Source organism: Enterobacter cloacae complex sp. IR5441 (assembly GCF_049238215.1).
Taxonomy (GTDB): Bacteria; Pseudomonadota; Gammaproteobacteria; order Enterobacterales; family Enterobacteriaceae; genus Enterobacter; species Enterobacter hormaechei_C.
The window spans coordinates 281,565-307,674 of sequence record NZ_JBMKIA010000004.1 but is presented as its reverse complement, the minus strand read 5'-3'; the positions used below and the strand labels follow the sequence as shown (position 1 = coordinate 307,674).

General features: G+C 51.9%; 35 protein-coding genes and 1 pseudogene. 7 read left to right on the top strand and 29 right to left on the bottom strand.

Going from position 1 to position 26,110, the window contains the following annotated elements:
* Positions 1-3,137: phage tail tape measure protein (locus tag ACOTX5_RS08005; RefSeq protein ID WP_421632447.1), on the bottom strand; the 3,137-nt coding region annotated here is incomplete at its 3' end.
* Between the two features lie 119 nt (positions 3,138-3,256).
* On the opposite strand from ACOTX5_RS08005, the gene tnpA reads away from it, so the two are divergent.
* The 3 genes from tnpA to ACOTX5_RS07990 are packed head-to-tail and all read left to right on the top strand — an operon-like array spanning position 3,257 to position 5,566.
* On the top strand, positions 3,257-3,634 hold the full coding sequence (gene tnpA / locus ACOTX5_RS08000; protein ID WP_015060490.1) for an IS66-like element accessory protein TnpA: 378 nt from the start codon (positions 3,257-3,259) through the stop codon (positions 3,632-3,634).
* A complete protein-coding gene (gene tnpB, locus ACOTX5_RS07995) occupies positions 3,631-3,978 on the top strand; it encodes an IS66 family insertion sequence element accessory protein TnpB (protein WP_040115192.1) in 348 nt (115 codons plus the stop codon). Before tnpA ends, tnpB begins: the two co-directional genes overlap by 4 nt.
* Before the next feature lie 49 nt (positions 3,979-4,027).
* On the top strand, positions 4,028-5,566 hold the full coding sequence (locus tag ACOTX5_RS07990; protein ID WP_063945305.1) for an IS66-like element ISSgsp1 family transposase: 1,539 nt from the start codon (positions 4,028-4,030) through the stop codon (positions 5,564-5,566).
* Positions 5,567-5,629: 63 nt separating this feature from the next.
* Here ACOTX5_RS07990 and ACOTX5_RS07985 read toward each other — a convergent pair whose 3' ends face one another.
* From ACOTX5_RS07985 to ACOTX5_RS07915, 15 genes and pseudogenes are all read right to left on the bottom strand, one after another.
* Complete coding sequence (locus ACOTX5_RS07985) at positions 5,630-5,965, bottom strand: zinc ribbon domain-containing protein (RefSeq protein WP_016240210.1); 336 nt, start codon at positions 5,963-5,965, stop codon at positions 5,630-5,632.
* Between the two features lie 54 nt (positions 5,966-6,019).
* A complete protein-coding gene (locus tag ACOTX5_RS07980; protein WP_032619858.1) occupies positions 6,020-6,298 on the bottom strand; it encodes a phage tail assembly protein T in 279 nt (92 codons plus the stop codon).
* 8 nt (positions 6,299-6,306) lie between these two features.
* Positions 6,307-6,690, bottom strand: coding sequence for a phage tail assembly chaperone (locus ACOTX5_RS07975; RefSeq protein WP_001549114.1), 384 nt, complete (start codon positions 6,688-6,690; stop codon positions 6,307-6,309).
* 32 nt (positions 6,691-6,722) lie between these two features.
* A pseudogene (locus tag ACOTX5_RS07970) lies at positions 6,723-7,142 on the bottom strand (phage tail tube protein); the annotation flags it as partial.
* Between the two features lie 59 nt (positions 7,143-7,201).
* Positions 7,202-7,549 carry a tail completion protein gp17 gene (gp17, locus tag ACOTX5_RS07965; protein ID WP_022648886.1) on the bottom strand — a complete coding sequence of 116 codons (348 nt, stop codon included), beginning with the start codon at positions 7,547-7,549 and terminating at the stop codon, positions 7,202-7,204.
* The gene (locus ACOTX5_RS07960; RefSeq protein ID WP_044703926.1) at positions 7,546-7,995 is read right to left on the bottom strand and encodes an HK97-gp10 family putative phage morphogenesis protein; all 450 of its coding nucleotides are present in this window, start codon (positions 7,993-7,995) and stop codon (positions 7,546-7,548) included. The genes gp17 and ACOTX5_RS07960 overlap by 4 nt, the downstream gene beginning before the upstream one ends.
* A complete protein-coding gene (locus tag ACOTX5_RS07955; RefSeq protein ID WP_032659088.1) occupies positions 7,992-8,330 on the bottom strand; it encodes a phage head closure protein in 339 nt (112 codons plus the stop codon). Before ACOTX5_RS07955 ends, ACOTX5_RS07960 begins: the two co-directional genes overlap by 4 nt.
* Before the next feature lie 8 nt (positions 8,331-8,338).
* A complete protein-coding gene (locus ACOTX5_RS07950) occupies positions 8,339-8,665 on the bottom strand; it encodes a head-tail connector protein (protein WP_063945236.1) in 327 nt (108 codons plus the stop codon).
* Between the two features lie 43 nt (positions 8,666-8,708).
* Positions 8,709-9,920 (bottom strand): phage major capsid protein, encoded by a 1,212-nt coding sequence (locus ACOTX5_RS07945; RefSeq protein WP_023296252.1) that lies wholly within the window; start codon positions 9,918-9,920, stop codon positions 8,709-8,711.
* A gap of 9 nt (positions 9,921-9,929) precedes the next feature.
* Positions 9,930-10,778 (bottom strand): head maturation protease, ClpP-related, encoded by an 849-nt coding sequence (locus ACOTX5_RS07940; RefSeq protein ID WP_063849991.1) that lies wholly within the window; start codon positions 10,776-10,778, stop codon positions 9,930-9,932.
* A 13-nt stretch (positions 10,779-10,791) separates the two neighbouring features.
* Positions 10,792-12,096 (bottom strand): phage portal protein, encoded by a 1,305-nt coding sequence (locus ACOTX5_RS07935; RefSeq protein ID WP_045911168.1) that lies wholly within the window; start codon positions 12,094-12,096, stop codon positions 10,792-10,794.
* Positions 12,096-13,838: a terminase large subunit gene (locus ACOTX5_RS07930; RefSeq protein ID WP_080339344.1), complete on the bottom strand. Its 1,743-nt coding sequence runs from the start codon at positions 13,836-13,838 to the stop codon at positions 12,096-12,098. Before ACOTX5_RS07930 ends, ACOTX5_RS07935 begins: the two co-directional genes overlap by 1 nt.
* Positions 13,792-14,256, bottom strand: coding sequence for a phage terminase small subunit P27 family (locus ACOTX5_RS07925; protein WP_058671565.1), 465 nt, complete (start codon positions 14,254-14,256; stop codon positions 13,792-13,794). Before ACOTX5_RS07925 ends, ACOTX5_RS07930 begins: the two co-directional genes overlap by 47 nt.
* Before the next feature lie 127 nt (positions 14,257-14,383).
* Positions 14,384-14,728, bottom strand: a complete 345-nt coding sequence (locus ACOTX5_RS07920; RefSeq protein ID WP_045332798.1) for an HNH endonuclease — start codon at positions 14,726-14,728, stop codon at positions 14,384-14,386.
* On the bottom strand, positions 14,725-15,315 hold the full coding sequence (locus ACOTX5_RS07915) for a hypothetical protein (protein ID WP_045326229.1): 591 nt from the start codon (positions 15,313-15,315) through the stop codon (positions 14,725-14,727). The genes ACOTX5_RS07920 and ACOTX5_RS07915 overlap by 4 nt, the downstream gene beginning before the upstream one ends.
* Positions 15,316-15,480: 165 nt before the next feature.
* Here ACOTX5_RS07915 and ACOTX5_RS07910 point away from each other — a divergent pair, with 165 nt between their 5' ends.
* Positions 15,481-15,738 carry a hypothetical protein gene (locus ACOTX5_RS07910; protein ID WP_032665356.1) on the top strand — a complete coding sequence of 86 codons (258 nt, stop codon included), beginning with the start codon at positions 15,481-15,483 and terminating at the stop codon, positions 15,736-15,738.
* Here the strand turns inward: ACOTX5_RS07910 and ACOTX5_RS07905 are convergent.
* The gene (locus ACOTX5_RS07905; protein WP_045326224.1) at positions 15,692-16,027 is read right to left on the bottom strand and encodes a hypothetical protein; all 336 of its coding nucleotides are present in this window, start codon (positions 16,025-16,027) and stop codon (positions 15,692-15,694) included. The genes ACOTX5_RS07910 and ACOTX5_RS07905 overlap by 47 nt on opposite strands.
* Positions 16,028-16,038: 11 nt before the next feature.
* Positions 16,039-17,496, bottom strand: a complete 1,458-nt coding sequence (locus ACOTX5_RS07900; RefSeq protein ID WP_234101220.1) for a glycosyltransferase family 2 protein — start codon at positions 17,494-17,496, stop codon at positions 16,039-16,041.
* A gap of 238 nt (positions 17,497-17,734) precedes the next feature.
* Between ACOTX5_RS07900 and ACOTX5_RS07895 the strand changes: the two genes are divergently transcribed.
* The gene (locus tag ACOTX5_RS07895) at positions 17,735-18,220 is read left to right on the top strand and encodes a GNAT family N-acetyltransferase (RefSeq protein WP_063945238.1); all 486 of its coding nucleotides are present in this window, start codon (positions 17,735-17,737) and stop codon (positions 18,218-18,220) included.
* 17 nt (positions 18,221-18,237) lie between these two features.
* Here the strand turns inward: ACOTX5_RS07895 and ACOTX5_RS07890 are convergent, their stop codons facing one another.
* The 11 genes from ACOTX5_RS07890 to ACOTX5_RS07840 form a co-directional block, all read right to left on the bottom strand.
* Positions 18,238-18,378 (bottom strand): hypothetical protein, encoded by a 141-nt coding sequence (locus ACOTX5_RS07890; RefSeq protein ID WP_234101219.1) that lies wholly within the window; start codon positions 18,376-18,378, stop codon positions 18,238-18,240.
* Between the two features lie 4 nt (positions 18,379-18,382).
* On the bottom strand, positions 18,383-18,652 hold the full coding sequence (locus ACOTX5_RS07885; protein ID WP_032665859.1) for a hypothetical protein: 270 nt from the start codon (positions 18,650-18,652) through the stop codon (positions 18,383-18,385).
* A gap of 7 nt (positions 18,653-18,659) precedes the next feature.
* The gene (locus ACOTX5_RS07880) at positions 18,660-19,289 is read right to left on the bottom strand and encodes a glycoside hydrolase family 19 protein (protein WP_126508982.1); all 630 of its coding nucleotides are present in this window, start codon (positions 19,287-19,289) and stop codon (positions 18,660-18,662) included.
* The gene (locus tag ACOTX5_RS07875) at positions 19,289-19,567 is read right to left on the bottom strand and encodes a phage holin family protein (RefSeq protein WP_047051615.1); all 279 of its coding nucleotides are present in this window, start codon (positions 19,565-19,567) and stop codon (positions 19,289-19,291) included. Before ACOTX5_RS07875 ends, ACOTX5_RS07880 begins: the two co-directional genes overlap by 1 nt.
* The gene (locus ACOTX5_RS07870) at positions 19,557-19,946 is read right to left on the bottom strand and encodes a phage holin family protein (protein WP_017384387.1); all 390 of its coding nucleotides are present in this window, start codon (positions 19,944-19,946) and stop codon (positions 19,557-19,559) included. Before ACOTX5_RS07870 ends, ACOTX5_RS07875 begins: the two co-directional genes overlap by 11 nt.
* A gap of 110 nt (positions 19,947-20,056) precedes the next feature.
* Positions 20,057-20,251 carry a hypothetical protein gene (locus tag ACOTX5_RS07865; RefSeq protein ID WP_047749287.1) on the bottom strand — a complete coding sequence of 65 codons (195 nt, stop codon included), beginning with the start codon at positions 20,249-20,251 and terminating at the stop codon, positions 20,057-20,059.
* 203 nt (positions 20,252-20,454) lie between these two features.
* The gene (locus ACOTX5_RS07860) at positions 20,455-21,270 is read right to left on the bottom strand and encodes an antitermination protein (protein ID WP_047051617.1); all 816 of its coding nucleotides are present in this window, start codon (positions 21,268-21,270) and stop codon (positions 20,455-20,457) included.
* A gap of 3 nt (positions 21,271-21,273) precedes the next feature.
* On the bottom strand, positions 21,274-23,145 hold the full coding sequence (locus ACOTX5_RS07855; protein ID WP_047051618.1) for a toprim domain-containing protein: 1,872 nt from the start codon (positions 23,143-23,145) through the stop codon (positions 21,274-21,276).
* 107 nt (positions 23,146-23,252) lie between these two features.
* Positions 23,253-24,185, bottom strand: coding sequence for a hypothetical protein (locus ACOTX5_RS07850; protein ID WP_000064516.1), 933 nt, complete (start codon positions 24,183-24,185; stop codon positions 23,253-23,255).
* Positions 24,182-24,379: a DUF4222 domain-containing protein gene (locus ACOTX5_RS07845; RefSeq protein WP_000019788.1), complete on the bottom strand. Its 198-nt coding sequence runs from the start codon at positions 24,377-24,379 to the stop codon at positions 24,182-24,184. The genes ACOTX5_RS07850 and ACOTX5_RS07845 overlap by 4 nt, the downstream gene beginning before the upstream one ends.
* Before the next feature lies 1 nt (position 24,380).
* Positions 24,381-24,725, bottom strand: coding sequence for a helix-turn-helix domain-containing protein (locus tag ACOTX5_RS07840; RefSeq protein ID WP_320408417.1), 345 nt, complete (start codon positions 24,723-24,725; stop codon positions 24,381-24,383).
* Here ACOTX5_RS07840 and ACOTX5_RS07835 point away from each other — a divergent pair.
* Both ACOTX5_RS07835 and ACOTX5_RS07830 read left to right on the top strand, forming a co-directional pair.
* Positions 24,718-25,416, top strand: a complete 699-nt coding sequence (locus ACOTX5_RS07835; protein ID WP_023150198.1) for an XRE family transcriptional regulator — start codon at positions 24,718-24,720, stop codon at positions 25,414-25,416. The two genes, ACOTX5_RS07840 and ACOTX5_RS07835, sit on opposite strands and share 8 nt — an antisense overlap.
* A gap of 201 nt (positions 25,417-25,617) precedes the next feature.
* Positions 25,618-26,049: a helix-turn-helix domain-containing protein gene (locus ACOTX5_RS07830; protein WP_006811077.1), complete on the top strand. Its 432-nt coding sequence runs from the start codon at positions 25,618-25,620 to the stop codon at positions 26,047-26,049.
* Positions 26,050-26,110 lie beyond the last annotated feature (61 nt).

Below are 26,110 nucleotides of genomic sequence, written 5' to 3'. Positions count from 1 at the left end.
TAAACATTACCCTTCGCATTAAATGTGAAGTTCGCGCCAGCATTCTGAATAGCGGTACCGCTGCTGGCGGTTGCGGCTGACGAGGCACCAAAACTGAACAGTGATCCAATTGAGCTGACGCCATTAGCAACAGCCATGTTCACCAGAACGTTCTGGATAATCTTCAGTACGCTCACGCCCCAGTCCTTCCAGCTGTCAACGTTGCCATTGAGCATGTCGGTGATCGTGGTGACCGCGCCACCCATGGCCTGCTTCATGCCGTCAGCGGCCATGGAAGAATAATCAGTGGCTTCGTCCACCCAGTTCGCATAACCCTCAGACAGTCCCGTCATCCAGTCGTCACGCTGAGCATCAGAAGCTGCGTAATATCCCTCCTGGTCGCGCAGGCGCTCTTCGAGGTAGCGCTTATTAAGTGCCAGCCCCTGCTGATAGAACGTCTCGTCGATTTCACCAGCCTGACGCTGGCGGAGAAGATCGGTATTCTTCTGCTCAAACTCCTTACGCAGATTGAACTGCTCCTGAAGTCTTTCACGGAACCTGGCTCCCTGCCCATAGCCCAGCAGTTGCGCTTCATTGGCTGCGCGGGCGCTGGCGTTACTGTCAGCAAGGTTGGCTTCGTAATTTCGCAGTTGCTCACGCAATTTAACCTGGTCAATGAGCGCAGCATTCTGCAATACCGTCTTTTTCTGGGCTTCTGTCAGAGAAGCAAGCTCGCCCTGGCTGACCTGGTATTTAACCTTCGCCAGTTCAGTATTCTGGCCTTGCAGGGCAATCTGCTCTTTTTGCTGCTTGATAAGGCGCTTATACACATCCTCGGTTTTCTCGCCTTCGGTTTTACCACCCTTCGCCTTAGGTTTGTTGGCCTCATTATTCCGCCATTCAGCAAGACCGTTATTAATCAACTCCTGACGGCCTGTCTGGAATTGCGGATCACTGGTTAACCCCAGGTCATCGGCTGCATAACTCAGACGCAGGCGCTCTTTGGCCTCACCCTTCAGGCGTGACAACTCAAGATCCCGACGGCTCTTTTCGAGGGCATCGGTTTGCTTTTTGTCGAGGTCGGCCTGAGGAAGTCTGAGAGGGACGTTCGCCAGCCCTTGCCGAGCCATTAATAGCTGATTTCCCAGCCCCAGCAGACGGTTAAATTCGTCATGCTGCCCATTCATCAACAGGAGAGATTGATAAGCCCGGTTTTGATTAGCAGCCTCTTCTCGAATGAGTGCCACCCGGCGATGTTCAAGCCCTTCCAGAACCTGTTGAATAGAAGCGGATTCTTGCTGCATCTGAGCAAGTCTTTCTTGCTCAACAGATAACTGCTCTGTAGCCGTAGCCAGCCCACGAGTCACAGTGTCCAAATATGTCAGGTGGTTAATCATGAAACCACCGCTGGTAGTTGGACCGGGATTACTAATCACTGACTGATAACCAGCTATCTGCTCTTTCAGGCTTTCAACCTTGCTCTTTTGTTCATCAATTAGCCTGTTTTGTTCATTCAGTGCGGCACGAGTTTTCTCTGCATTATCTGAAGCTTCAGGAAGGGTCATTGCCCTCGTCTTTTTACTGACTTCATCTATCGTGCTGGCATACTCCTGAGCAGAGCGCCGAGCCTGCTCCTGATTTTGATACACCGCATACCAGGCACCGGCTCCAAGCATCACCAATCCCGGCACGCCGCCAATGAGCCCGAGGGCACTGCTTAAAAGGCGGGTGCCAACAGATGTGACACTATTGAGATTGCTTTGGGTGGTAACACGATTTGCAAGGTTCCGGTCTCTGGCGGCCTCCGCGGAAGCCAGGCGTCTTTCAGCGATAGCCTGTGCATCGGCGTTTTTTGCTGCCACCAGACCTGCCTGCGCACGCTCAAGCGCTGTTCTGGCTCTGACTTTCTCTGTAGCAGAACCGCTGGCTAGAGCGGTAGTCAGCCTGGCCTGGGCTGCAGTGACTTTTGCTTCTGCCGCAGCAATTTTCTCTTGCTGCGCAGCCTGAACATCTGCGCTACGCGATCTCTGTACAGCTTGCTGAGCCCTATAAACCTCCGCCCTTGAGGCGGCAACGGCAGACTGCGCAGCCTTATCCTGTGCAACGGCAAGAGCAACCTCTGACTTAGCCGCAGAAATTAGCGCGCCGGTTGCGCTCGTGGCGCTAGTTACTACTCCACTGAGATACCTTGCCAGCCCAACGCCAACAAGTGCACCCGCCACTGTTGTGATCGTGGACATATTGTCTGCAACATCACTTAGTGCGCCGCTTACTGCCGAAGAGGTAAATGAATCAAGCGTTTGGGCAACTCCGTCTAGGCCACCAGATAGCGCATCGGTAGCACCTGTAGCCTGGTTGACACCTCCAACCCATGCCATGAACGAGTTTGTGACTTTTTGCAGGGATCCGGAAACTGTTTGCGGCATGCTGGCAAACTCACCCTGTAATGAGCCCAACTGGCTCATTAATGCAGGAACAACCTTATCAATCGTAAGTTGCCCCTGGTCAGCCATGCTCTTCAGGTCTTTGCGGGCCACGCCCATTCCGGCGGCAAGTGCGCGGATAACACGATCACCTGCTTCGTTAACGGCGTTGAATTCTTCACCGCGAAGAACGCCCTGCGCCAGAGCCTGGCTGAATTGAGTGATAACAGAACTCGCTTCCTGAGTATTAGCCCCCGAAAGTTTAAGGCCGGTAGAAACAGCTTCGGTAATTTTCAGAACTTCGTCAGAGCTATACCCAAACTCACGCATTGAAGCAGCTGCGCGTGAAAAAAGGTTTGCGTTGTCTGAAAACGCGGTGCCAGTTCTTTGGCTGATTTCCATTAACTGGCGCTGAGAGGCAGCAAAATCATCAGCTGAAGATGATGCCTGCTTAAGACGGGCGTTTACTGAATTCCACTCATCAGCAATCTGCACGAGCTTACCAGTCGCAAAAGCGGCCGTAGCAGCAGCAGCGGCTCTTCCTGCCGATGCAAACCCAGCGGTCAGATCAGATAACGCCCTTTCGCTCTCTCGGGCGGCAGCGGCAGCCTGACGGCCACCATTTTGCATGGTGCGGTAATAATCCTGCCCCATACGTGAAGCGCGGGAAATTTCCGTCTGGAATGATTGCGAGTTAGCGGAAATTTTGATTATTAACTCACGTAAAGTTGCCATTTAGTCTAACTCCAGACGTAAAAAAACCGTAAGCGTCCAGCGAGAGCCGTCTGGTCATAATCTGATGTATTCGACAAAGTGGTGTACACCAAATAGTGGTGGGAACCAAAGTGTCAGATATGCAGAAAAATGTGACTTCCGGCAGGCGTAAAGGCTGCCCTAATTATTCTCCTGAGTTTAAGCAGCAGCTCGTTGCCGCCTCCTGCGAGCCCGGGATATCCATCTCAAAACTGGCGCTCGAAAATGGCATTAACGCCAATCTGCTATTTAAATGGCGCCAGCAGTGGCGCGAGGGAAAGCTGCTATTACCTTCACCTGAGAGTCCTCATTTACTCCCTGTGACTCTCGATGCCACCGCCGTACAGCCAGAACCGCCCGCAGAGGACCCAGAGCTCAGTATCAGCTGTGAGGTAACGTTCCGGCACGGGACGCTTCGCCTCAACGGTACTGTCAGCGAAAAGCTCCTGACTCTGCTGATACAGGAACTGAAGCGATGATCCCGTTACCTTCCGGGACCAAAATCTGGCTGGTTGCCGGCATTACCGACATGCGAAACGGCTTCAATGGTCTGGCCGCAAAGGTGCAGATGGCGCTGAAAGACGATCCGATGTCCGGCCACGTCTTCATCTTCCGGGGCCGCAGCGGCAGCCAGGTAAAACTGCTGTGGTCTACCGGAGACGGGCTGTGCCTGCTGACCAAAAGACTGGAGCGTGGGCGCTTCGCCTGGCCGTCAGCCCGTGATGGCAAAGTGTTCCTGACACCGGCGCAGCTGGCAATGCTGCTGGAAGGCATCGACTGGCGACAGCCGAAACGGTTGATGACCTCCCTGACTATGCTGTAGGTCTCTTTATCCTGGTTGTCGCAGAATAAGCCTGGTAAAATGCGGGCTTATGAACGACACCTCTTCTGACGACATCCTTCTGCTGAAACAGTGCCTGGCTGAACAGGAAGCGTTGATCCACGCCCTGCAGGAAAAGCTGGCCGACCGGGAGCGCGAAATAGACCATCTGCAGGCGCAACTGGATAAGCTTCGCCGGATGAACTTCGGTAGCCGTTCCGAAAAGATCTCCCGCCGTATCGCACAGATGGAAGCCGACCTGAACCGGCTTCAGAAAGAGAGCGATACGCTGACCGGTCGGGTGGATGACCCGGCCGTGCAACGCCCGTTGCGCCAGACCCGTACCCGCAAACCGTTCCCCGAATCACTCCCCCGTGACGAAAAGCGACTGCTGCCAGCAGAGCCGTGTTGCCCGGACTGTGGCGGTGCGTTGAGCTACCTGGGTGAAGATACCGCTGAACAACTGGAGCTGATGCGCAGCGCCTTCCGGGTTATCCGGACCGTGCGGGAAAAACATGCCTGTACTCAGTGCGATGCCATCGTGCAGGTCCCCGCGCCTTCACGTCCCATCGAGCGGGGTATCGCCGGACCGGGGCTGCTGGCCCGCGTGCTGAGTTCAAAGTATGCAGAACATACCCCGCTGTACCGGCAGTCAGAAATATACAGCCGCCAGGGTGTGGAGCTGAGCCGCTCACTGCTGTCGGGCTGGGTGGATGCATGCTGCCGGCTGCTGTCACCGCTGGAAGAGGCGCTTCAGGGCTATGTCCTGACCGACGGTAAACTCCATGCCGATGACACCCCGGTCCAGGTGCTGCTGCCGGGCAATAAGAAGACGAAGACCGGGCGGTTGTGGACGTATGTTCGTGATGACCGCAACGCTGGATCAGCAGTCGCGCCGGCGGTGTGGTTCGCTTACAGCCCGGACAGAAAAGGCATCCACCCTCAGACCCATCTTGCAGGGTTCAGTGGTGTGCTGCAGGCGGATGCGTACGCCGGGTTCAACGAGCTGTACCGCGATGGCCAGATAACGGAAGCCGCCTGCTGGGCTCACGCCCGCCGTAAAATCCACGATGTGCACGTCCGCACACCGTCGGCGCTGACGGATGAAGCCCTGAAGCGTATCGGCGAGCTGTATGCCGTTGAAGCGGAGATAAGGGGAATGCCGGCGGAGCAACGCCTTGCTGAACGTCAGCAAAAAGCTAAACCACAGTTGAAAGCCCTGGAAAGCTGGCTGCGTGAAAAGATGAAAACGCTGTCGCGACACTCGGAGCTGGCGAAGGCGTTCACGTACGCCCTGAACCAGTGGCCGGCACTGACGTACTATGCGGAAGATGGCTGGGCCGAAGCCGATAACAACATCGCTGAAAATGCGCTACGGCTGGTCAGTCTGGGGCGTAAAAACTGGCTGTTCTTCGGCTCTGACCACGGTGGTGAGCGAGGAGCGCTGCTGTACAGCCTGATCGGGACGTGCAAACTGAATGGCGTGGATCCAGAAAGCTACCTCCGTCACGTCCTTAACGTCATAGCGGACTGGCCAGTCAACCGGGTCAGCGAACTGCTCCCCTGGCGCGTAGCACTGCCAATTGAATAACGCATCCCCGTCAATACGGTTCTCGCTGGACGCTTACAAAAAACCGCCGAAGCGGTTTTATTTTTATTGTTTCCAGACCTTTTGCCTGGCTTCTTCGAGGTATTCTTCATCAGTCTTAACCGGTGGGGAATCGACTGCTAAATCACTACCACAGTGCTTACATTTAATAGCTTCGCTTTTGATTAACTCTGCACAGAATGGGCACTTCTTCATACCATCGTTTTCAATTAAGTCTTTTTCTTCTGCCGCAACATCCTTCTTTATTACCAAAGAATGTACAAAAGCAATTATGAATAGCAGAGCACCATACACCCACCATGCAAAGAAAGATCTTCCTTTGCTTTGAGCAATTAAGGCTGGAATTAAGCCTATAACAATTGAAACTAGTAAAATTTCCATTTTGGTTCCCCAGCATTATCAGTCTAAGAATCCTAATATTATCTGGGTCAAAAGTCACTGCGTCGCGGCAGTAAGTGCAGCCTCAAGCCCAGCAAACGGGTCCTTCGGTTCTGATTGCTCATCGCCACCCCAGCGCAGGATCGCATCGTCCAGCGGTACTTTTGCCCCCTGCGAACCGTAGATGGCAGAGACGAGCTGGGCTGCCTGAATGTCGCCACGGATATCGCCAACCGGACTTTGCCTGTCGAACTCAATCCACATCAGAAGCTCGCTTGCAGTCATGCTCTGCCGTAGTTCTGAAAGCGTGCGCCCCATCCGGAGCGCAAGCGACATCAGAAACTTTACGCCGGGGGTTGAGACTTTTCCCGCGCTTCGTCCGCGTTGTTGATCAGGTCAAGCGCCTGCTTGAGCAGGCGTGAATGGACGGGGCCGTAGATTTCACGCACCTGCTCTTCTTCGTCTACGCTGAATACCGGTTGCTTATCGGTGTCGCACAGGACGTCAATGAAGAGCACCACGTCAGCGCAAAGATTACGGTGTGCCTTTTCCGATACCGACACATTTTCATCATCAGCACCCGCTTTCACCACCTCCTGCCAGCGCAGCCAGGCTTCTCCAGACGGCTCACGGAGAACCACTTTGACGCCTTCCCACTCAGGAACGGCGACCGTCTTATGACGAAATCCCGACATCTTAGCCAGGGCGAGATTTTTAATATTCTTCATGCGACCTCTCAGGAGCCAGACTCGATGTTTTCAGGCTTACCTTTCAGGCGCAGGGAGAACGTTGCCGCCACTACGCCGTTGGTACCTGAAGACCAGGTGTGCTGGCGGATTTCAGCCAGGAACTTAAAGCCCTTGCCGGACGGGAAGATAACCTGGAAAGCGTAGGTCGTATCGTTGTCATAGGCCTCACGCAAGGCGTCCTGCGCCGGATTCTTGTAGAAGTTGCCGGACAGAGAGATTTCTGACGGAGAAGGCAGGCCGTTGATGTTCTCCTGCTCGGTAGAGCAAAGTGTTGTTACGTCGATATCCTGCTTCTGACCACCGGTGAACTGAATTTCTTTGATGGTGCAACTCAGATCGAGGAAGGTTGCGGAATCCATCGTTTCTTTGGTGGCTGGCAGGGAGGAAATAAGGATCTTCGTCAGCTGCGATTTTTCATAAAGTGCAGACATAGCTGTCTCCTGGAAAAAGAAAACCCGCCATCAGGCGGGTTCGTTGGGTGAATTAATTGTCAGGGGGTAACTTTAAAATCCAGGGTGGCACGGTAGAGCCGATAATCTGGCTCGTACCCGGGGATTTTTACCACCTCTGTAGGGGTTAACGGCTCAAGCGAAGCGAGCACCAAATCTCTCAGGGATCGTGATTCAGCGATCGAAGTGGAATACACATCGACCTGAACGGAAACCCTGCTCTCTGCCTGGCCACACAGTACGTCAGCGGAAACATCATCGACGATGGAAAAGATAATCCAGGGTGGAGAGACAGACGGTTTCCCGTCACTACCTAATGGCGCAACATAGGGGTATACCCGTCCTTCTGCCAGGGAAGAAAGCAAGGCGTAGATATTATCTTCATTCACTTGCTCAATACCTCATCAATAGCCTGATTCATCCTGGCAATGGCGACGCTGGCGGCCTCTTCCTCGCGAGTATCGTAAGCGGGTCGCACAAACGGATGTGCAGGCATGTTCGCGGTGCCCAGCTCAACGAATCGCCAGTAAAAGGCGTTTCTCGGGTTATTCGCCTTCATCGTGTTATCGCTGTTGCCGGTGCGCGGGTTAACGCCACGAATATGGACGCCGGAAGAAATCTCCCCGCGGCGGCGGCTTTTTTGGGTCACCACCACCACGTTTTTTTTCAGTTTCCCGGTGCGCACTGGTGCGCGTGCGATTACTTCTTCCTTAAGCACTTCGGCACCGGCGCGCGTAGCATCACGCAGGACCTTGTTGTTTTCAGCGCGGCTAAGCGCCTCCAGGTCCTTTGCGATATCATTTAACCCAGAAAAATCGAGGCTCGTGTCTATCATTTTTCGATCCCCTGCTTACAAAGAATTTCGAGCTGAATGCCGCGAGAATCAGGTATCGGCGGACCAATGATATTTAAAATGGCCCCCTTGAGCGGGCCAGTCATAACCCTGAGTCTGGACGCAGCAGTTATATCGCTACGAAATCGTGTCCATACCCTGATGGTTGCGACTGCGGTTTCAGCACCAGCGGCTACCAACTCACGCCCACTGATGCCCTTAACTTCTGCCCAGGCTTCTGCACCGTTATGCCACGTTTCAACAGGCTGACCAGAAGGATCACGCGATGTTGTGATGTTCTGAATTACCACCCTATCTCTCAGTCTTCCGGCCTGCATAACTCCTCCTACACTCCGTAAATTCGGTATGGCTGAAGCAGGGCTTCAACTGCAAGCGGGACCTCTGCAACGGTTTGCCCGATGGACACGGATTCCCGGTTTGCATACCAGTGACCGATAAGCAGTAGCATGGCTGCCTTAACATCATCATTGAGCAGTATCGGGTCCGGATCGTCAGCGTAGCCAGGGCTGCTTTCCTTTTCATAGAGCGTTCGCCGTGTCCATGTCTGGACGTACCGGGCCGCTGCACCTGTGTAAATCTCCAGCAGAGCATCATCACCCGTAAAGTCGGTATCAATGCGGCAATGCTGTTTCACCACATTCTGTTCAAGCATTTGTTTGCCCCGAAAAAAAGCGGCCCGAAGGCCGCAATAGTTATCAGCTACCCGCGCCGGTGCTGAATGAACCGTAAACGAACGCCTCAGGGCGTTTCACAGCCAGCGCCAGACGTTCTTCGCAGCGAATGGAGATCATGTTTTTCTCGAAGTCGTCGGCGTTTTCGGTGGAGATAACCACGTTGGCATCTTCACGATCGAACAGTTGAGCTGCGGCATTGAATGCGCCTGTCAGGAATTTGCCCTGGAAAGCTGCTGCCTCAGTTGCTACCACCGGAAGCCCCCAAAGCGTAGGGCCAGTCAGAGATGCCGGGTTAGCCAGGATATAGCGGCCCAGACTGTCTTTTGTGAGCTCAATTTTCGCCCAGTCGATGAAGTGCAGAACGTGGCCAGATGCAGGGAAACGAGCCAGTTGAGCCTGAAGCATTGCCAGGCGCAGATCATCAATCCCGTTCTGGCTCTCAACAGAAAATGCCGGGTCGAATGCTGAGGCCTGAGGAACGATGCCGTGCAGGTGCACACCAGTTCCGTCGCCGAACAAGATTTCCTGTTCCTCAACATATTTCAGGCCGTAACGCATCTCAGCGTCAACCGTAGACTGGAGTTGAGCGAAATCGTCAAGGATCTGCTTGGATGCCTTAAACATGTGCGCGATGGTTGTCACCGGCGTGATTTTAGTTGCGAATTCAATATCGCTGTAAGGTTTGGCAGTCCCCTCTGCAACGACTTTCGCTGCATTGGTAAAGCCCGTTTGCTGCACCCAGAAAATAGCCGGTGAAGATGTGCGGCCAGGCGCAATCAGATCACGAATGAAGAGACGCTGTTTTGGTGCAGTGTCGATGCCAGGCAGTCGCTGTGGTTCAACCACGCCATCTGCAACATCTGTAGAAAGCAAGGCCGCGTGAACTGGGACGCTTACGCGCTTATTGCCTTCAACGCTCGCGGCAAAGGCCTTCAACGCCTCGCTATTAATCACCACCTGTCCAACAGTTTCGGTAACTTTAGCAGCGTTGTTCAATGGCATTTGGGCAACATGCTGTTCCAGCTCACCAAGGCTGGCCTTAAGGGTTTTTTCAGCTTCCTTAAGAGCATTGAGCTCTGTCGCCATTTTATCTACAACATCTTTGGTCTGAGCTGAGAGCTGACCATTCTTTTTCGCTTCGGTCAGTGCCTCTTCTGCTTTCGCGTTGAATTTGCTGGTTGCATCTTCAATGCTGGCAGTGACTTTTTTCAGAATTTCGTTTACTTCAGACATAAAGGGTCCTTATTTGACTAACGCCGCAAGAGCGCTTTCAAGTGAATTGAGGGTTTCAGGTTTGATATCTTCGGCAGCGCCCGGCGTACCGTCGTTGGTGGTGACAGCGCCAGGCATGCCACCGGATAAGGCTTTAATGAGTTTTCTGCGCTCAGAGCGCGGGGTGTTGGTTTTAGCCAGCAGCGCATCAAGTTTGCGAAGCGCGGCCGCGGGTGATTCATCGCCATCACTGACCGCATCAGCAGAAAGCAGGCTGTCTGCCAGTCCCTTCGCCACAGCGTCACTGCCACCGATATAACTCTCGGCGTCCATCAGTTTCTGAACGGCTGCCATATCAAGGCCGGAACGCGCCGCGTAGATGTCTGCCATAGCGGTATCGAACGGCTCAAGAGACTGTGCCAGTTCCGCAAAGTCATGGCGGTTACCCATCGCGTAGACCCAGCAGTTGTGGATCATCAGGAAGGCACCACGACCGATCTGAATTTCATCCCCGGCCATCGCAATGACCGAGGCGGCGCTGGCGGCAATACCGAGCACCTTCACCGTCACACGGCCTTCGTATTCACGCAGAAGGTTGTAGATTGCCAGGCCTTCGAACATGTCACCGCCAGGGGAGTTGATATTGACCGTGACGTCGGCGCCATTCATCGCCCGTAGCGCACCGGCGATACGTTTGGCTGTTACGCCTTCACCCCAGTAGTCCTGCCCGATCACGTCAAAAACAGAAATACTGTTGTCGTCGGTGGACGCGGCTTTGATCCCGCCATCCCAGCGATCCAGGGCGGAGGGTAAAGTTTCACAGGTGACTCGCGCGCAGGGGCGACCCGCCGGTGCTGCCGGAAGTTGTTTTTTGCTCATCAGGAAAGTGCTCCTAAGCGGCCTGTTTCAGCGGAGATTGTTCAAAGGAAATATCAGGGAATACGTGGTTATGCAGTTCTCTCAGGGCCAGAGCCTGAACAGCAGGATTGCTGCTTTCGAGATTTTTCAGTTGCGTCAGGTTGAGCTGAACGGTGTAAATATCACCCCCTTCAATCGGTGGCATATTTTCAAGACGGCGCACATCATTACGGGACATCCACCCATTCTGGAGCGCACTGGTATAGTACGCAGCACGGCCCGCGCTGTCGGCGCGCAACAGTCCTTCTACGGAGAACTCCGCGAACACCTCATCATCGCTGTCAAGCAGGCACCGTCCAATTTCCTGTTCGATATTCACCAGCAAAGGTCGCAGGGTGTGCGTCAGGAAAAGAAGGTTCATACCCTCCAGACTCGAAGCCCAGCTGCTCTGCTTTGTCGTATGCCCAACCATATAGGGCGGAACGCGGAACCAGCGGCAGATTTCCTCAATGCTGAATGAACGGCTTTCAAGAAGTTGCGCAGCCTCCGGGTTCATTGTGACGTTCTGGTAAGTTAATTTATTTTCCAGAACCATCAGCTTTCCGGCATTTTTTGAACCGATAAATGACTGAAGGTTCTGGCGCAGTCGATCGCGCTGCTCCTTCGTCAGTGCATTTTCAGAGGACAAAAATCCGGTGCTTTGAAGGCCATTCTCGAAAATTTTTGCTGCCGCTTCATCCACCGACATAGCAGCGCCAAATACATCAACGCCCGCCATCGTTGGCATCATCCCACAAACACCATCCAGCCCGAATCCGCGAATGTGCATCATGTTTTTAACTGGAATGATGCGTTCGTTTCCGTTTTCAGTGTATTTGTATTCCAGCGCTCCGGTAGTGAGACGTTTAACCACCATGTTCTGCGGCAACAAAGGCACCAGCGAAACCAGGCGGTTTGCGATGAACTTCTTCTCAATGAAGGCATTCCCACGAAGACAAATACTGGCTACTACCATCAACATAAAGCGGGATGGCGTCATTTCTGAGTTAGGGCGACGGCACAGCACCGAATAGGCCGGGTGATCGGTCGCAGCCTTTCGAGACCCGTCAGGCTGGCGCACGTATATTTTCAGTGGGAGTGTTGAAATGGACTCACTCAACAGCCTGACACAAGCCCAGACAGCAGAGAGCTTTATCGCTTTATCAGCGGTAACAACCTTTCCGCTGCTACTGGTGCCATACCATTCACGCCAGAATTCACCTGTCGTGAGACTGATTGGTACTCCCAGCCAGTTTAACAGGGCGCTTTTTACACGCCCGGGTTGTTTATTCTTAGCCATCAGATACCCACTATGATCGGTTCGTCAAAAAATCCATCGACATCGCCCTCATCCCCAACATCCCCTTCAGATGCACCAATAGCCATAGCAGATGCCACTACGCCATCAATACGGCCGGTACTCTTTTTCTTGGCAAAGATCCGGTTTTCTTTCTGATCGGCTTCGGTTACTGCTGATGCAGCATTCCAGCGCAGGCAGGGATTGGTTTTGATGATGATGTCGCCGTCATCCAGCCGCTGTTCGAACAGCTCAATAGAGTGCGGCATCCATAACCCTGACTCCTGGGCTTTGTAGTACCCTTGCCCGTGAGGGATCAAAGGCACTGATACGCTGGCATCTTCCAGTTCAGGTTCAAGATATTTGATTCGATACTGGTCAAAGGCTATCGCCTTGATAAAAAACATCTGAGAAAGGTCAGCTATACGTTCAGCAACGAATCCGTACTTAACCGCTTTCCCTGGCGTGGTATGAATGTATCCATCCCGCTCCCACGCGTCATAAGGAACCCGATCCGTTTTAGCCCGATCAAGCAACGTGTCTTTCGGTGTCCAGAACTCCACCAGCAGTTTTCTTTTTTTCGGGAAAAACAGCGCCAGCGCGGTAAGGTCCCGGCTTCCAGAAAGGTCAAGGCCGCCATAACATTCCTCACCCTGCAATTCATGCAGGTCGAAGTCCTCTTCACATCCCATCCACACATCGCTGCTCATCCAGGGATTATCGGCGTCTACCCACTGACAGAAGTTGAGGCGGCGAACGATACTCTCTTTCGACGGCATGCCACGTGCCTGGGTGACCTGTTCCCTCAGATAACGGTCTGTGAAGGTGTGACCAAGCGAGGGGTTAGCTTTCTTCCAGCAGGTCTCGTCCTTAAACGGGTCCTCCCCTTCATCAAGCGAGCAGATGAACGAAAAGAAACTGTCATCCTCGATCGAACCTTCTGCTACCTTGCGCCCGTACTCGTGGTAGTCATAACAGACGCTGGTTTTATCGTGGCCGCTGTTGGTGATCATGAAAATCAGCGCCTGCCGACGTCCTTTCGTACCGGCGCGCATCATCTCAACGACCTGGTTGTTCTTATGCTCGTGAATCTCGTCAATCAGTGCACAATGCGGACGCGGACCTGACTGTCCATCATCAGAACTGATGGGTCTGAAGAAAGACCCCGTCTGAAGGAAAGCCAGGTTCCACTCCTTCCCGGCTCCGCCTGATTTATTAATCCGCTGCGCCAGCGCTGGTGACTGATCAACCATCGCCACCGCGTCCCTAAACAGGATCATGGCCTGGTCTTTTTTCGTGGCCGCGGCATATACCTCAGCACGTGGTTCTTTATCAGCTGTCAGGCAGTAGAGCCCTACTCCGCCAGCCAGCGGTGACTTCCCCGAACCTTTACCCGATTCGACATACACCATGCGAAAACGACGGTAATTTTCAGAGTTTTTCCACCCAAATATCGAACCAACAATGAAACACTGCCAGGGCAGGAGGATAAAGGGATTACCTTCATGCTCGCCGCCGTTGAGCTTCAGCACTTTCGCGAAAAAGTCGATGGCGCGCTGCGCAGCTTCGGTATCCCAAAACAGCCCCCGGGCATGACATGATTCAAGGTCCTTAAGGTGTCGTTTACAGGCATTTCTTATATCCGGCCCGGCGATTTCCTTACCCGAAACTACATCCATGGCGTATCGCGTTGCGGGATCAACCGAAGAACTGGTTGAACGGGTCTTCTTCTTTTTCTCCACCATCCACTTTCACCTTCGTTCTGGCGGCCGGGGTGAGACCGAATTCAACCAGGTAGCTTTTAAATCGACGATCGGCGTCGGCAAGCATGGCAACCGCCGGGTTTGCTTTAATCAAAAAACCGCCCTCTGTCTGCACAGTGTACGTTCGCCCTTCGTCGGCAATCGTCAGACGCAGTTGCAGAATGTCGGCGTAAATATCACAGAGACGTTCGAGCGCCAGCGTATCGGCAATGGTCAAAATACCCATACCGTCGAGCAGCACGGTCAGTTTTCCCCATGCAACTTTCCCCCAGTCAGTGAGGTGCTCAGGTGGGCTTGGGATTTCTCGCGCCGGAGTGGGCTCTTTGTCGTTGAGTTTGCGTTTGCCCGGGTTGCCGGTTACCACTTTCAGGTGGGTCGGTTTCGGGCGTCGTCCTGCCATCGGAACCTCCCGGAAAAAAACTTTTCATTTCGCGGTTGTGCACAAAAAGGTTGGGCGGCGGTCATTCAGGGCCTCGGTCCTGAACTTTTACCCCACCCTTCCCCTGCTCACTCACGAATGAGAAATGTTATCGTTTGAACCAGTGTGAAGAAGGATCAAGAGGAAGGCCGCTTTCATCACAGCCGATGATAGTGCCGCGCTTCTCCATCCTCTGCTTCGTTGAGTCATGATGCTGCTTGCACAGTCCCTGCCAGTTACTGCGGCTCCAGAAGAGCTTCTGGGCTTTGCTTATGGCATCCGCATCACCAGATCGAAGAGCCTCTTTCAGTTTGTGCGGAATGATGTGGTCAACAACCGTTGCTGCTGCCACCCTTCCCTGATCCCGGCACATAACACAGAGAGGATGTGCGCGAAGGAACACCAGACGCTCTCTGTCCCATTTGCTGCCATAGATACGCGGTTCTTTATTCACGCCAGCCTCCACGCCCGGCGGCGTTCTGTGCGTGGCGCTGAGTCAGGGTGACGCTCAACAGGCTCACCATCAGCATGATCCACCAGCGAGTAACACGGATAGACCACTGAACCGTCCCAAGCATCACCCACAGCGTAATCGGCGGGCTTGCTGCTGTCCCATCGAGAAAGGACTCGTTCAATATGCTGAGGCGGTACGCTGTAGCACACGCCGTGTATAAGGCGCGGCAGCGTGATGAAGTCAGACCGTGTCTTGTCAGCAACAATCAGACGTTCGGCTACCTGCATCTGATACTGTGGTGGTCGGCCAGTGCCCAGGTAAAAACTCACCAGCGATTCCGGGAAGCGGTTAAGCCAGCTCGTGACTGAAGTGAAGAACAAGTCCACTGGCATCGCATCATCTTCAACAACAACTACCCGGCAGGTTTGTTCTGCTGTCCACTCAAGCGCACGCCGATGATTCCAGTTCGCACCGTGGTTACCGTCATCAATAAGCAGATGGGCATCCAGCATCGCAGCGAGACGTTGTGCATGAACTATGCGAGAAACATGGCCGACCACCACAAACTTTATGTCTTCAGCCACCAGCGAATCTCCAATAAAAAAGCCGCACGATGGCGGCTACTGTCTGAATATCAGGGTGTTGCTTCGTTTTAACCCTGGTTAAGGTAAGCATTCAGCCCGTCAGTGGTTGGACACTGGCGCACTCTGTCGCGGGGGGATGGCTGATTACCTCCGAAAAGGAAAATACCCATGGGTTCCATGTCAGAACTGGAAAAAGCAGTTGCAGATTTACAACGTGAATTAAAGATTGAAAAAGCCACCAATAAACTGGTTTTTTCTTTGATTATTGAAGCTGTTAACAAGCTGTCACCAAAACAGAATGTTGGGGACGTTCTGATGGATGTACTGAAGGAGGTTACACCGCCTGAAATTTCATCTGCCCCAGATGCTCACGAAGCGATTAAGAGAGTTGAGAAAATAATTCAGAAGAAGCAATCGCGTTCGTAACTTCCTGAATTAAATCGTCGGCGGCTCGGTGCTGAGCCGCATTCACAATCTGATCGATTACAGTTTTCGCGTGAGTTTCAGCGCGCTGCTTGTAACCTTCAAGAGTAAAGTCTGCTGTAATGTCTTCACGATAAGGTACAGTCAGCATTGTTTTCTTATTGATATGTACTTTGACGTCTCCGCCAATAGCCTCAACCGTTTTACAGTCCAGTGCCTCTGCTGAAGAGTAACCATTAATTTTTAAGCTAAACGATTTTTGAGTCGGGAACTCAACCTCATACGAAATCATAAGAACTCCTGTTATTTATGGCGCCACCAGGCATTTTCTTTGCCGATGCCATCAGTTTTGAAAACGGTATGTACCAGAGGGCCGGTGACCAGCCTGTCAGCGAATGACTGCGCAACAATGCCGAACGCCATCATGTCACCCACCGCGGCACCAGCCTGTTCTTTCTTCCAGAACCGATAGCTCTCGATCCGGTAGTAAAGACGGATGATGCCGTGAGCGAACGCCATCACATCAGCACGGGAACCACCCAGCAGCCCAGCGTTAAGCATCACATCGTTCCGATGCTCTTCAATGAACTCCTGATAGATGCGCTCCGGATGATTCTGCTTTGCCCAGGTATCGGCGTAGGTCTTTGGTTCTGAACCGACATACACCTTTCCGGCTTCCATTTCTTCCCACGGCGCGCGAAGCATTTCGACATCGGTACCATCGGTACACCAGACGAACCGGTATTCAGGGTGATCTCGCAGGTGCTGCCAGATGTGCAGCCAGCGACGAAAGTAGACATTCATCTTCACGTCAGGTACGAGATACAGCTCAACATCTGTTGGAGCCGTAAGTAATTCATCCACCAGCGCTATACGACCACACTGGCGAAGCGAGGCCGCCCATTTGTTCAGCATGTCAGGCGAGGCCGCCATTTTTGTGCCGCGCTGCGGGTCAGGCTGACTGGTGAGCAGCGTTGTGATTACCACGTCACGCTGCTGGCGGTATTCAACGTAACCAGTAAACCCGGCATCACGCCGTTCGTTGTGGATCTTCACATTACGTTCCACCAGCGCCTGTCTGTCGGGGCGCGGTACCGAACGCTCTACCGCTTCATGCTCATCGAGAGAATGAATCAGCTTTTCTGAACCGACCACATCACCGTAAGCCCATGTCGTCAGGCCAGCATTATGGATGCGCAGGGCGAGGTCACTATGTTCGTACATGCCGCGACCGTATACCGGATCGAAACCGCCAACCTTCTCGATAGCGCTGCGGTGGTAGTAAAGCATCACGCCGCGCTGCCCGGTGTACGCCACATGCTGATCGTCACGGTAAAGCACCGAAAGGTCATTCAGCTTATTGCGGCCAGCCAGATCGAGAAACTGGTAAGCAAGGTGAGGTTCTGGTGATTCGATGTATGGCAGGTGCCAGTTATCAGCGATGGGCCAGGCGTCATCGTCCCAAAGGAATAGATGCTCACACCCGGCGTCCATCAGCGCGGTTAAACTGGCGTTCTTCGAAGCAACAATGCCGAGTGATGTTTCATGGCGAAGCAGCTGCACGCCGTCAGGCACTACTGCGGCAGGTTTAGAACCATCGTCGATAACCACCACCAGCGTACCGGCTGGCAGATGCCTCAGATGTTGTTCGAGTGAACGTTTTAAAACGTCTGCGCGCTGATGTGTCGAAATAGCAATGCCAATCCCTGACGCTGAAGCGCAGGCAGGCACAAACGGGACACCATCAATAGTGACCTGCATTTGATTTTCCTTTTAGACGTGAGCCTGTCGCACGGCAAAGCCGCCGGAAGTTAACGGTTTGCCCAGGCTCACAGCTGAAAGACTTTCTTTGATGTGCGCGTGCGATGCGCTTAATGTGATTTATGGAGAAAAACGAACCTACTTCAAATTTCCAAATAAGAACTCATTAATATCAATGTATAAAAATCCGCGAGGATGTATTTTAAATCGCCAAACACTAATAATCAGAGGAATCAAAATGCCTGAACTCGTCAATCCAACAGACTCGTTGAATAGTTTTCAACACGCTTTATCCAATAGCCTGATTAGACTCTCACCGTGTGTAATTCACCCTGAAATGAAGGTACTTATGGACGATGCGGATGGCACGCCAAGGATTACTTACGCTTTCGTTCAGGGAGATATTGTTAAAGGTGTTGCCATATACGTCCCAGCAGATCCATATGAAGGGAAGCCCTGTTTTGGCGTGGGTTATGCCGTAGCCGATAAATTTAAAAGGCAGGGAATTGCCACTAAACTTCTCAAAGCCAGCATTGAAGAAATGCAATATGGCTTTAGAAACTCCTGCAACGAATTCTACGTAGAGGCTATCGTTGGTGTTGATAATCAGGCATCTAACAAACTAGCTTCTGAAGTTTTATCTGCTACGCCCAAGCCGGGGAAAGATTCTCACTCAGGTAAGCCTATCAATCAGTACATGAAGCTATTCAGCACCACAAAATAATGCTGTTCGGGCGCATTTCATTGCGCCCATTTAGGTTTGCAGTTCGCCTGCCACGCTTTGTTATGTGCCAGGATGTCGCGCTTCGTCTGCTTATCCAGTACATCCCAGTCGTGATCCGTACCATAGATGGGTTTAACCCAGTCGCAAGCCGTGTCCACTACCTCAACCCTTACGGGTCCAGTTGTCCCGCAGCTCGCGATCAACATCGTCGCCAGGCATATGGTTAACAGTCTGCTGTACATTGCTGGCCTCTTTAGTTGCCTCTACCCGGCGTTCCGCTGCTGCGACCGTTGCAGCTGCGTTATCTTCGGTGCGCTGCTGGTCGGCTTTCGCTTCCGCTTTGCTGGTGCCGCGAATATGGCCCAGGCCAAAAGCGCCGGCAATAGCGGAAATAACCAACGCGGCCAGCCCGATTATCGTTTCGATCCCCACATTCACCTCACAACAGAACTGATTTCGCCAGGTTAAACAGCGCGCGGCGTTTATCCAGCCCGTTACGGCCGCCATTGATTAATAGTGTCACGCGCTCAACGTCGCCGGAATGAAGCAGGCAACCGCGGGAGGCAAAGAACCATGCAGCTGAGCGCGCGGCGTATTCATCTTGTTCAAGCAGCTCCGGATGGCTAACAAGGTCAAGTTTTAGAGCATGGCCACAACTGCGGTAGTTGCTCAGGCCGGTAACCTGTTTCAGCCCGCGACCGCGATATTTCCAGCCATCACCAGCGACCTGATTGCCAAGGTGTTCTTTTCCCCACTCACCGCCGTACACCAGATTGGCGATCGCTTTCTGATTAGCCGGGTGCGCTGCCGTTCTGCCAAGCGCGGCGGCCTGCTGTGGAGTGATGCGGTGGCTGCCGAACGTCGGGACCAGGTTTTCAGCCGCATAATTAAGATTTTCCACCAGCCGGGTAAATCTGGTGCTTTCATGCCCCATCTGGGCAATAAACATGGCCTGGTCAAGCGGTGCGGTGATGCCGTATTCCTTCATGGCGGCGTCGATATGCGGAAACCAGCGCGCAGCTAATCCGGCGCTGATACCAGCCGCCTTCTGAAATTGTGATTGGTTCATTAGTGCCTCAGACGATCAACCAGCCGCGCCATATTTCCACGAACCTTCAGGATGGCGGCGAAGATAAGAATGTTTGCGACCACCACCAGCCAACTGGAATCACGATAAAGGCCGAAGATGAACTGCAAGGGGATCGCGGCGTAAACCAGCACGGTTATATACGCCAGGACAGAAATAAAGGGGCGATGCCGGGCGCCATGTCGCTGGTAAAACATCAGCACGATAACTATGGCCGCACAGATAAACGCATTAAAGAATGCTGACGGGTCAATTGCCATTTCCCCCTCCCCCGCGTAGCCGCGAGAAAAACTTGAACACGTTGTTCAAATCCTGGTTGTTAAGATAAGTGAGGATTTTTATACACAGGGCAGACAGAATCACTGCGCCCAGTGCATCCAGCGGTTTTTCATAGTGCGAAGCTGCATTTAGCAGTGAGCCAATAAGTCCTGCCCCGAGCACCCCAACGATAAACGACGTCAGGAAATATGCTGCCAGTCGGGCGCGGGACAGGTTTGTGGCTGTCGCGACGTAGAACACCGCACCACCAAACGCCCCGAACACCACACCAAAATCTGTATGAGTAAAGACGCCGTACAGGACTGAACCCAGCAGGCCGCCGCCGAGAACAGCGCCGGTGCCGGTTAATGGATCGGACATTTTGCCCCCTCTTATTGCTGTTGATCCTCTCAGAAGGTTGAGGGGAAACAAAAAAGGCCACCGTGAGGTGGCCTATATATGATTGAAATTTTTGATTTGGTAAGGCTTGATCAGACCGGCAATGCCTTCGGCTTGCCCATGTGATATGTAACAAGGCTGCTTTTGCTGCCATCTTCCCAGACTGTAGAGCTCTCGGTGATCATCAAAATCACCCAGCCTTTAGAAAGGCCCAAATTGACTTGCTCCACATCCTCTACCGTCCGTACTTCCTGAATTTTACTCAACAAGTTTTCATCTGCGCTCATCAACTGACCCTCAGTTAAAAAACACAACATAACAAACGCAATGAAGAAAAACCTTGCTGGAAATAAAAAAACCCGCAACGTGGCGGGCTTTTAGAGGTTAATTATCTACAGGCGCTATACTCCATAATCAGAAGCATACAGGACAGTTTTATGCAAAGTCAACACTAACGTGCAAAAAAGTGTCGCCATTTGTTCCGATCATATTAATAAGTTGTCGCCTTCTCAAACTCTACTGCCGCGTGACGCTCCCCCTGGCGCAGCGTGTCCACCAGCATTTCATAAAAGGGTTTCCAGTTGCGTGACCATGAGGACTGATGGAGGTCCGGGAGACGCTTCAGAATGGCACGGTGTACCGTCGCCGAGGAGATAGCAGAGAAGCCATTACCAGAGCAACGTTCACACGTTTTGAAAACCGGTGCGCCACGTTCTTTGGTCGCTTTGCGATCCAGCACTTCACCTTTACCGCCGCACCTGCACCGGGCGCTGATCGTTCCCTTGCCTTCGCAAACATCACAGACCGCCGGTACAACCTCTGTTACCTCCGTCCACTGCTCCCAGTCAGATGGTCGAACAGCACGAGAGCGGCAGGCCCAGTATGGCGCTTTACCCCATGGGTAAGAAACTTTGCGGGTAATCTGCTCGCGGGTTGTTCGCCCGGTACCGCAACAGCTGTGACACGTCGCGCTGGTGGCGGCCGAACGGGAGTAATCAGCAAAGGCAAACTGCGCCAGCATCTGCATGCACCATCCGAACTGCCCACCAGCTGCTTTGCGAACATTCTTCGGTGCGACATCCATCGCATATCGCGCCAGCGCCTGAACTGCGAGCTGTTCATCCGTTTTGCTGATTCCCGCTTTACCGAAGAACGCCGCCAGGCCGAAGCGCGCACGGCTGCTGGTGGTACCAATCGCCGCCATTACGTCTGTTCCTGTAAGGCGGTCCGGAGAAGTTCCCTTCACGTCGTCGCTGATCTGCATTCCCTGAGGGCTAAAGTGTTTTAGTGATGCTTCAAGTTCCATATCTCAAACCCTCGTTACGTTGCTGGCTTCCCACTCGAGATCAAGCTCGCTTTGCGGCTTACCGACCAGGTAGTTAAATGGTTTTTTCTCGCCTTCCAGGAACTGGTGAGAGCGAGAGTCGAAATTAGCTCCGATGTCACCGATCCACCCTTCCCCTTCTCGTTGCTTCAACAAACGAATCATTGAAGCGGGGAGATTGATCGCGGCCTGTTCGTCTTTGTCGAGGCTCTCATAACCCATACGATCCGCTTTTCTCTGCGCCAGCTCACGGGGAATGTTGCGCCAGACGGCCATAACGTTGTCGGGCATGTCGGTTAAGGCGCCAGTGCCTTTTACGTCCATCTTTCCTGTTGGAGCGGAGTCGTTTGTTTTTCTGGCGTGGGTAACCAGCAGGACGTGACAGTTATGCTCGTTCTTGAAGTCGCACAGCGTATCGATGAAGTCCTTCTGACCTGTGTAGTCTTCTTCGTCTAAGCCACATTTAGCCAGGTTATCTATGACGAACAGCTCAATGCCATAGCGACGCCGGGCATAGGCAAAAATCTCAAGAAGCCGGTCTGCTTTGGCAGTTCCGGTAAGTTTGAATACCCAAAGGCGGTCAGAAAACCATTCGTTGGTCATAATGATTTCTTCACGTTTCGGTGAGGAAGTGCAGATGGTTTGCCGCGTGAGTCGGGCAAGCATTTTGCCTGGTTTAAGCTCCAGAGAAGCAATACACGTCCTGACGCCCTGACTCATCGCATCAATCGCGATATGTCCAACGAGCTCTGTTTTTCCATGCCCATTAACGCCATTAACGAGGGTCAGTTCACCGGCACGGAACTTAAAGTTGTTGTTCAGCGAAGCCCATGGGCTTGTAAACAGACCGGTATCCCGATGTTCGAATGCCTCGATAGTTTCCTGAAGCAAGTCCCCTGCTGAGCAAAGCTCATCGGGATCGAAGAATTTGGCGCGCTCCATGTATTCCAGAATGGAGTCGCTGTCCATGCCGTTCATCAGGCAATCGTTGATATCTTTGTGGGGAAGTTCAACCATGCGGCAACGATGTTCCCCAAGACGTCTGGCGATTTCTTTTGCAGCTTCACGGCCTACATTGTCGTTGTCCAGGCACAGCCAAATTTCCTGGAAGCGATCGAGGTTATGGTATTCATATTCAATCCACTGCTGTTTGGCCCCTTTGCCACCGCCAAAGGGAACAGACAGGGCATCATAGCCAAGCTGCGTAAAGGTCATGCAATCAATCTCACCTTCGCACAGAACTACCAGGCGGGTGTTTTTATCCAGAGCCTGCCAGCCAAACAGACATGGTTCGCAATCAGCTTCAGCCATAATCAGTTTTTTGCCGTTTGGCCTTTCGGTTCCAATACGTTTTACCTGTAGCAGTTCACCATTCCGGATGTACGGGAATGCCACTGCTGGTACCTCGCGGCTTTCGTCGTGATACCAGACCACCGCGTCTGTTACCTTAAAGCGATCGGCTGTTTCACGGGTAATTCCACGTGAAGCAAGGTAGTCATAGCATTTGCTGGCCGATTTAACGCCCTTTTTCGTCGGACGAGAGAACAGTTTTTTCTTCGCTTCGAAGTGGTGGTCGTCATCTTTCAGGCCAAGAAACTCTTTCGCCTCTCGCATTGCATCATGCAGCTGGCAGTTACGAACCAACACCCAGAGATCCAGCAGGTCACCGCTGTCACCGCTGGCAAAGTCAGCCCATGATTTTTTACCGCCGATATTGACCTTGAGGCTTTTGCCTGAGTCACCGTTCGTATTGCCAGCACACCACTCCTTCCCCTCCAGATGTCCTTTCGGAAGGAGAAACTTAGCGACGCGTTCAGCGTTATCCCATAGTTTTTCTGATAGTTCAGCTGGGCTCATAACTCACAAACTCCGTAAATCGAATTTAACAAAAAACCATCTCACAAATCCCTCGCACAGAACGCCGTGGTTATATCCGGCCACCAGCACACGCTTGAGGAGTATTTTCATGGGCGATACCCGCCACGGTTCATGCGATCGATCGCTGACTGATTGATAAACACCTCGGCAGAGCCGTCATCAGACTTTGCGTACCACTCGTAGCGAGACTGGTCTTGTCGGGTAGGGACTTTGTTTTCCTGGGTCTCTACCAGCCACGGTTCATCGAAATGTTTATCCGGCCCGAAGAACGTCGCCGCCTGCTTGACGAACGAAGTACCGATCTTTCCCTCAGAGGCCATGAAAGCTGCGTAGCGCTTAACCCCTTCCAGCATCGTCTCTGGTTTTACGCCCTGTTTAATACGTGCGTTCCAGGCTTTGAATGCGCTTAGCTTGTTATTTCCACCGCTACGTTTTGGGTATGCCTGCCAGGCTTCTTCAAATGCAGGAGAATAATCAGTTGAAGATTTCACTTTCGGTGTGTCGGCTTCAGCCGATGCACCAAGATATTTATTCTCTGTATTAATCTTCTGTGTAGTCTCCTGGTAATCTACTGTATGAATGGATGCGGAATTTCCACATGACTGCTCGTTGGTTTTCCCCATACCTGCATGCTGGTTTTCCGCATCACTGTTTGCGGAAATTCCGCATCCTTGTTTGTTGGTTTTCCCCATACCTGCATGCTGGTTTTCGCCAAGTAGAAGTTCTTCCAAGCGCTCCTGGTTTACTCTGAAATATAATTTTGCTGGGATGCCACGTTTTGCTTCTTCCAGTACGCCACAGGAAACCAGCTTTTTACGCGCTCCCTCTTGTTCGTAACGCGTTAATCCAGTCTCTTCTTCGAGATCTGTCTGGGTTTTGTAGAACCAATTCCCTTCCATGCGGTTCTGCCAATAGACAATCTGTGACAATAGCAATGCACCTGTAATACCCACGCCAAGGCGAACGAAGGACCGTTGAAAGGCTATTGGACGATCAACGAGCTGTAAGAAATTGCTCACTCCACAACCCTCCTGAAATAATTTTGAAACTTCCAGACAGGCTGCATGCATTCATGCGGATAATTCTGCCTGGTGAAGTACACCTGCTGTTTATCCCGATTCCAGCCGGTGACATGCACAATCACACCGCGCGGATCGCGATAATCGATATCCAATGGCTTAACTTGGTTTTCGGTAGTGATCGAGTGCGACATATCACACCTCATTGCCCGGGTGAGGGAATGTATCTGGAAGGTCTGGGCGGATCTGGTAGGCTTTAACTTCGCCACCAGTAGCTTTAACAATGGACATGACATGATCAGCCTTAACCCGGCTACCATTAAGCCAGCGAAATACAGCCGGTTGAGTAACCCCGCACGCCCTTGCTAATGCAGCTTGGCCGCCGAGAATATCGATAGCTCTCTTGACATGTTGATTGATCATAAAAATACCAAAAGTTATTGAACATTGGGAAAGAGTATAGCCTTGAATAACTTTATGCAATAACTTATCGTATTTGCCACTTAATAACTTTTTGTATAGGCTTATTGGTATGAACACATTCTCAGATCGTCTTCAAAAAGCGATGGTTGACGCAGGCCTTACACAGGCAGAATTAGCGATGAAAGTTGGGGTTTCGCAACCAGCTATCTGGCGTCTTGTTGCAGGCAAAACCAACACAACACGTAAGTTGGTTGAGATTGCTAATGCGCTGGGTGTGAGCCCTGAATGGCTATCAACTGGAAAAAATCATGTGCCTCATAGACAGGGCTATGTGATAGAGACCATGCCCGAAAGGGAGGTAAAGGATAACGCTGGCATATTCAGGGTCGAGGTTCTTGACCTTTCAGTGAGTGCAGGACCTGGCACGTTCATGCTTTCAGAATATGTGGAGGTTTTACACGCTATTGAGTTCACGACTCAACATGCAAAATCCCTCTTCGGGAATCGTAGTGAAGATGTCGTAAAAGTAATGACCGTCAATGGCGACAGCATGGCCAGCACGTTCAATTCCGGTGATCGTGTCTTCGTAGACATTTCCGTCCGACACTTTCTAACGGATGGTGTGTATGTGTTTGTTTTTGGTAAAACATTTCACCTAAAACGTCTCCAGATGCAGGGAAACAGGCTGGCAGTCTTATCGGATAATCCGGCATATGAGAAATGGTATATCACGGAAGAAAACCAAGATGACCTTTACGTGATGGGTAAAGCCATAATGCATGAATCAATCAATTACAATAGGCTCTAACCTTCAACACCCCACCTTTTGAAGCCGCTTTTAAGCGGCTTTTTCTTTGTCTGTAGCTGTAAGCATGCAGTTTAATAACAAAATTTAATCAAAAAAATCAATGCATTAAACTAAATCGCAAAAGAAAAATAAGTTTTGTTATTGCAATAAGTTATTGCATGACTTAGAGTTCATTCATCGGCAAACAACGGAGCCAATGAAATGAATACTCAAATCACCGTAGCCAAAACCATCGGCAAAAGAATATTAAATCAAAGATCTTCGCTTCGACTGTCTCAGGATTTTTTGGCTGATCATCTTGGTTTAACAACCGAAACCATTAACAACTGGGAAACGGAAAAAACTGTTCCGTTTGCTGACCAGTTAATCCAATTGGCTAACATTCTTCATTCTGATGTTCTGTGGCTCATTTCAGGAAACGAGCAGTGTGGTGAATTTACAGAGCCAACAAGCATTATAACTTCCAATCAACTTAATTCATGGTCTGCGGATATTGGCAATTGCAGAATGGCTTTATCCAACGCTATGGATTGTATGCCTCCGGAATTGTCGGCTATCGGTACGCTAACTATCGTTTATGAAAAATTAGACGACTTGCAAGAAACCATCTGCAAGCAAGCCGACAAGATTTAAAATTAATTAACATTATTTAATTAACACCTTTCTTGGTGGGGCCAAACTCACCCTGAGGAAA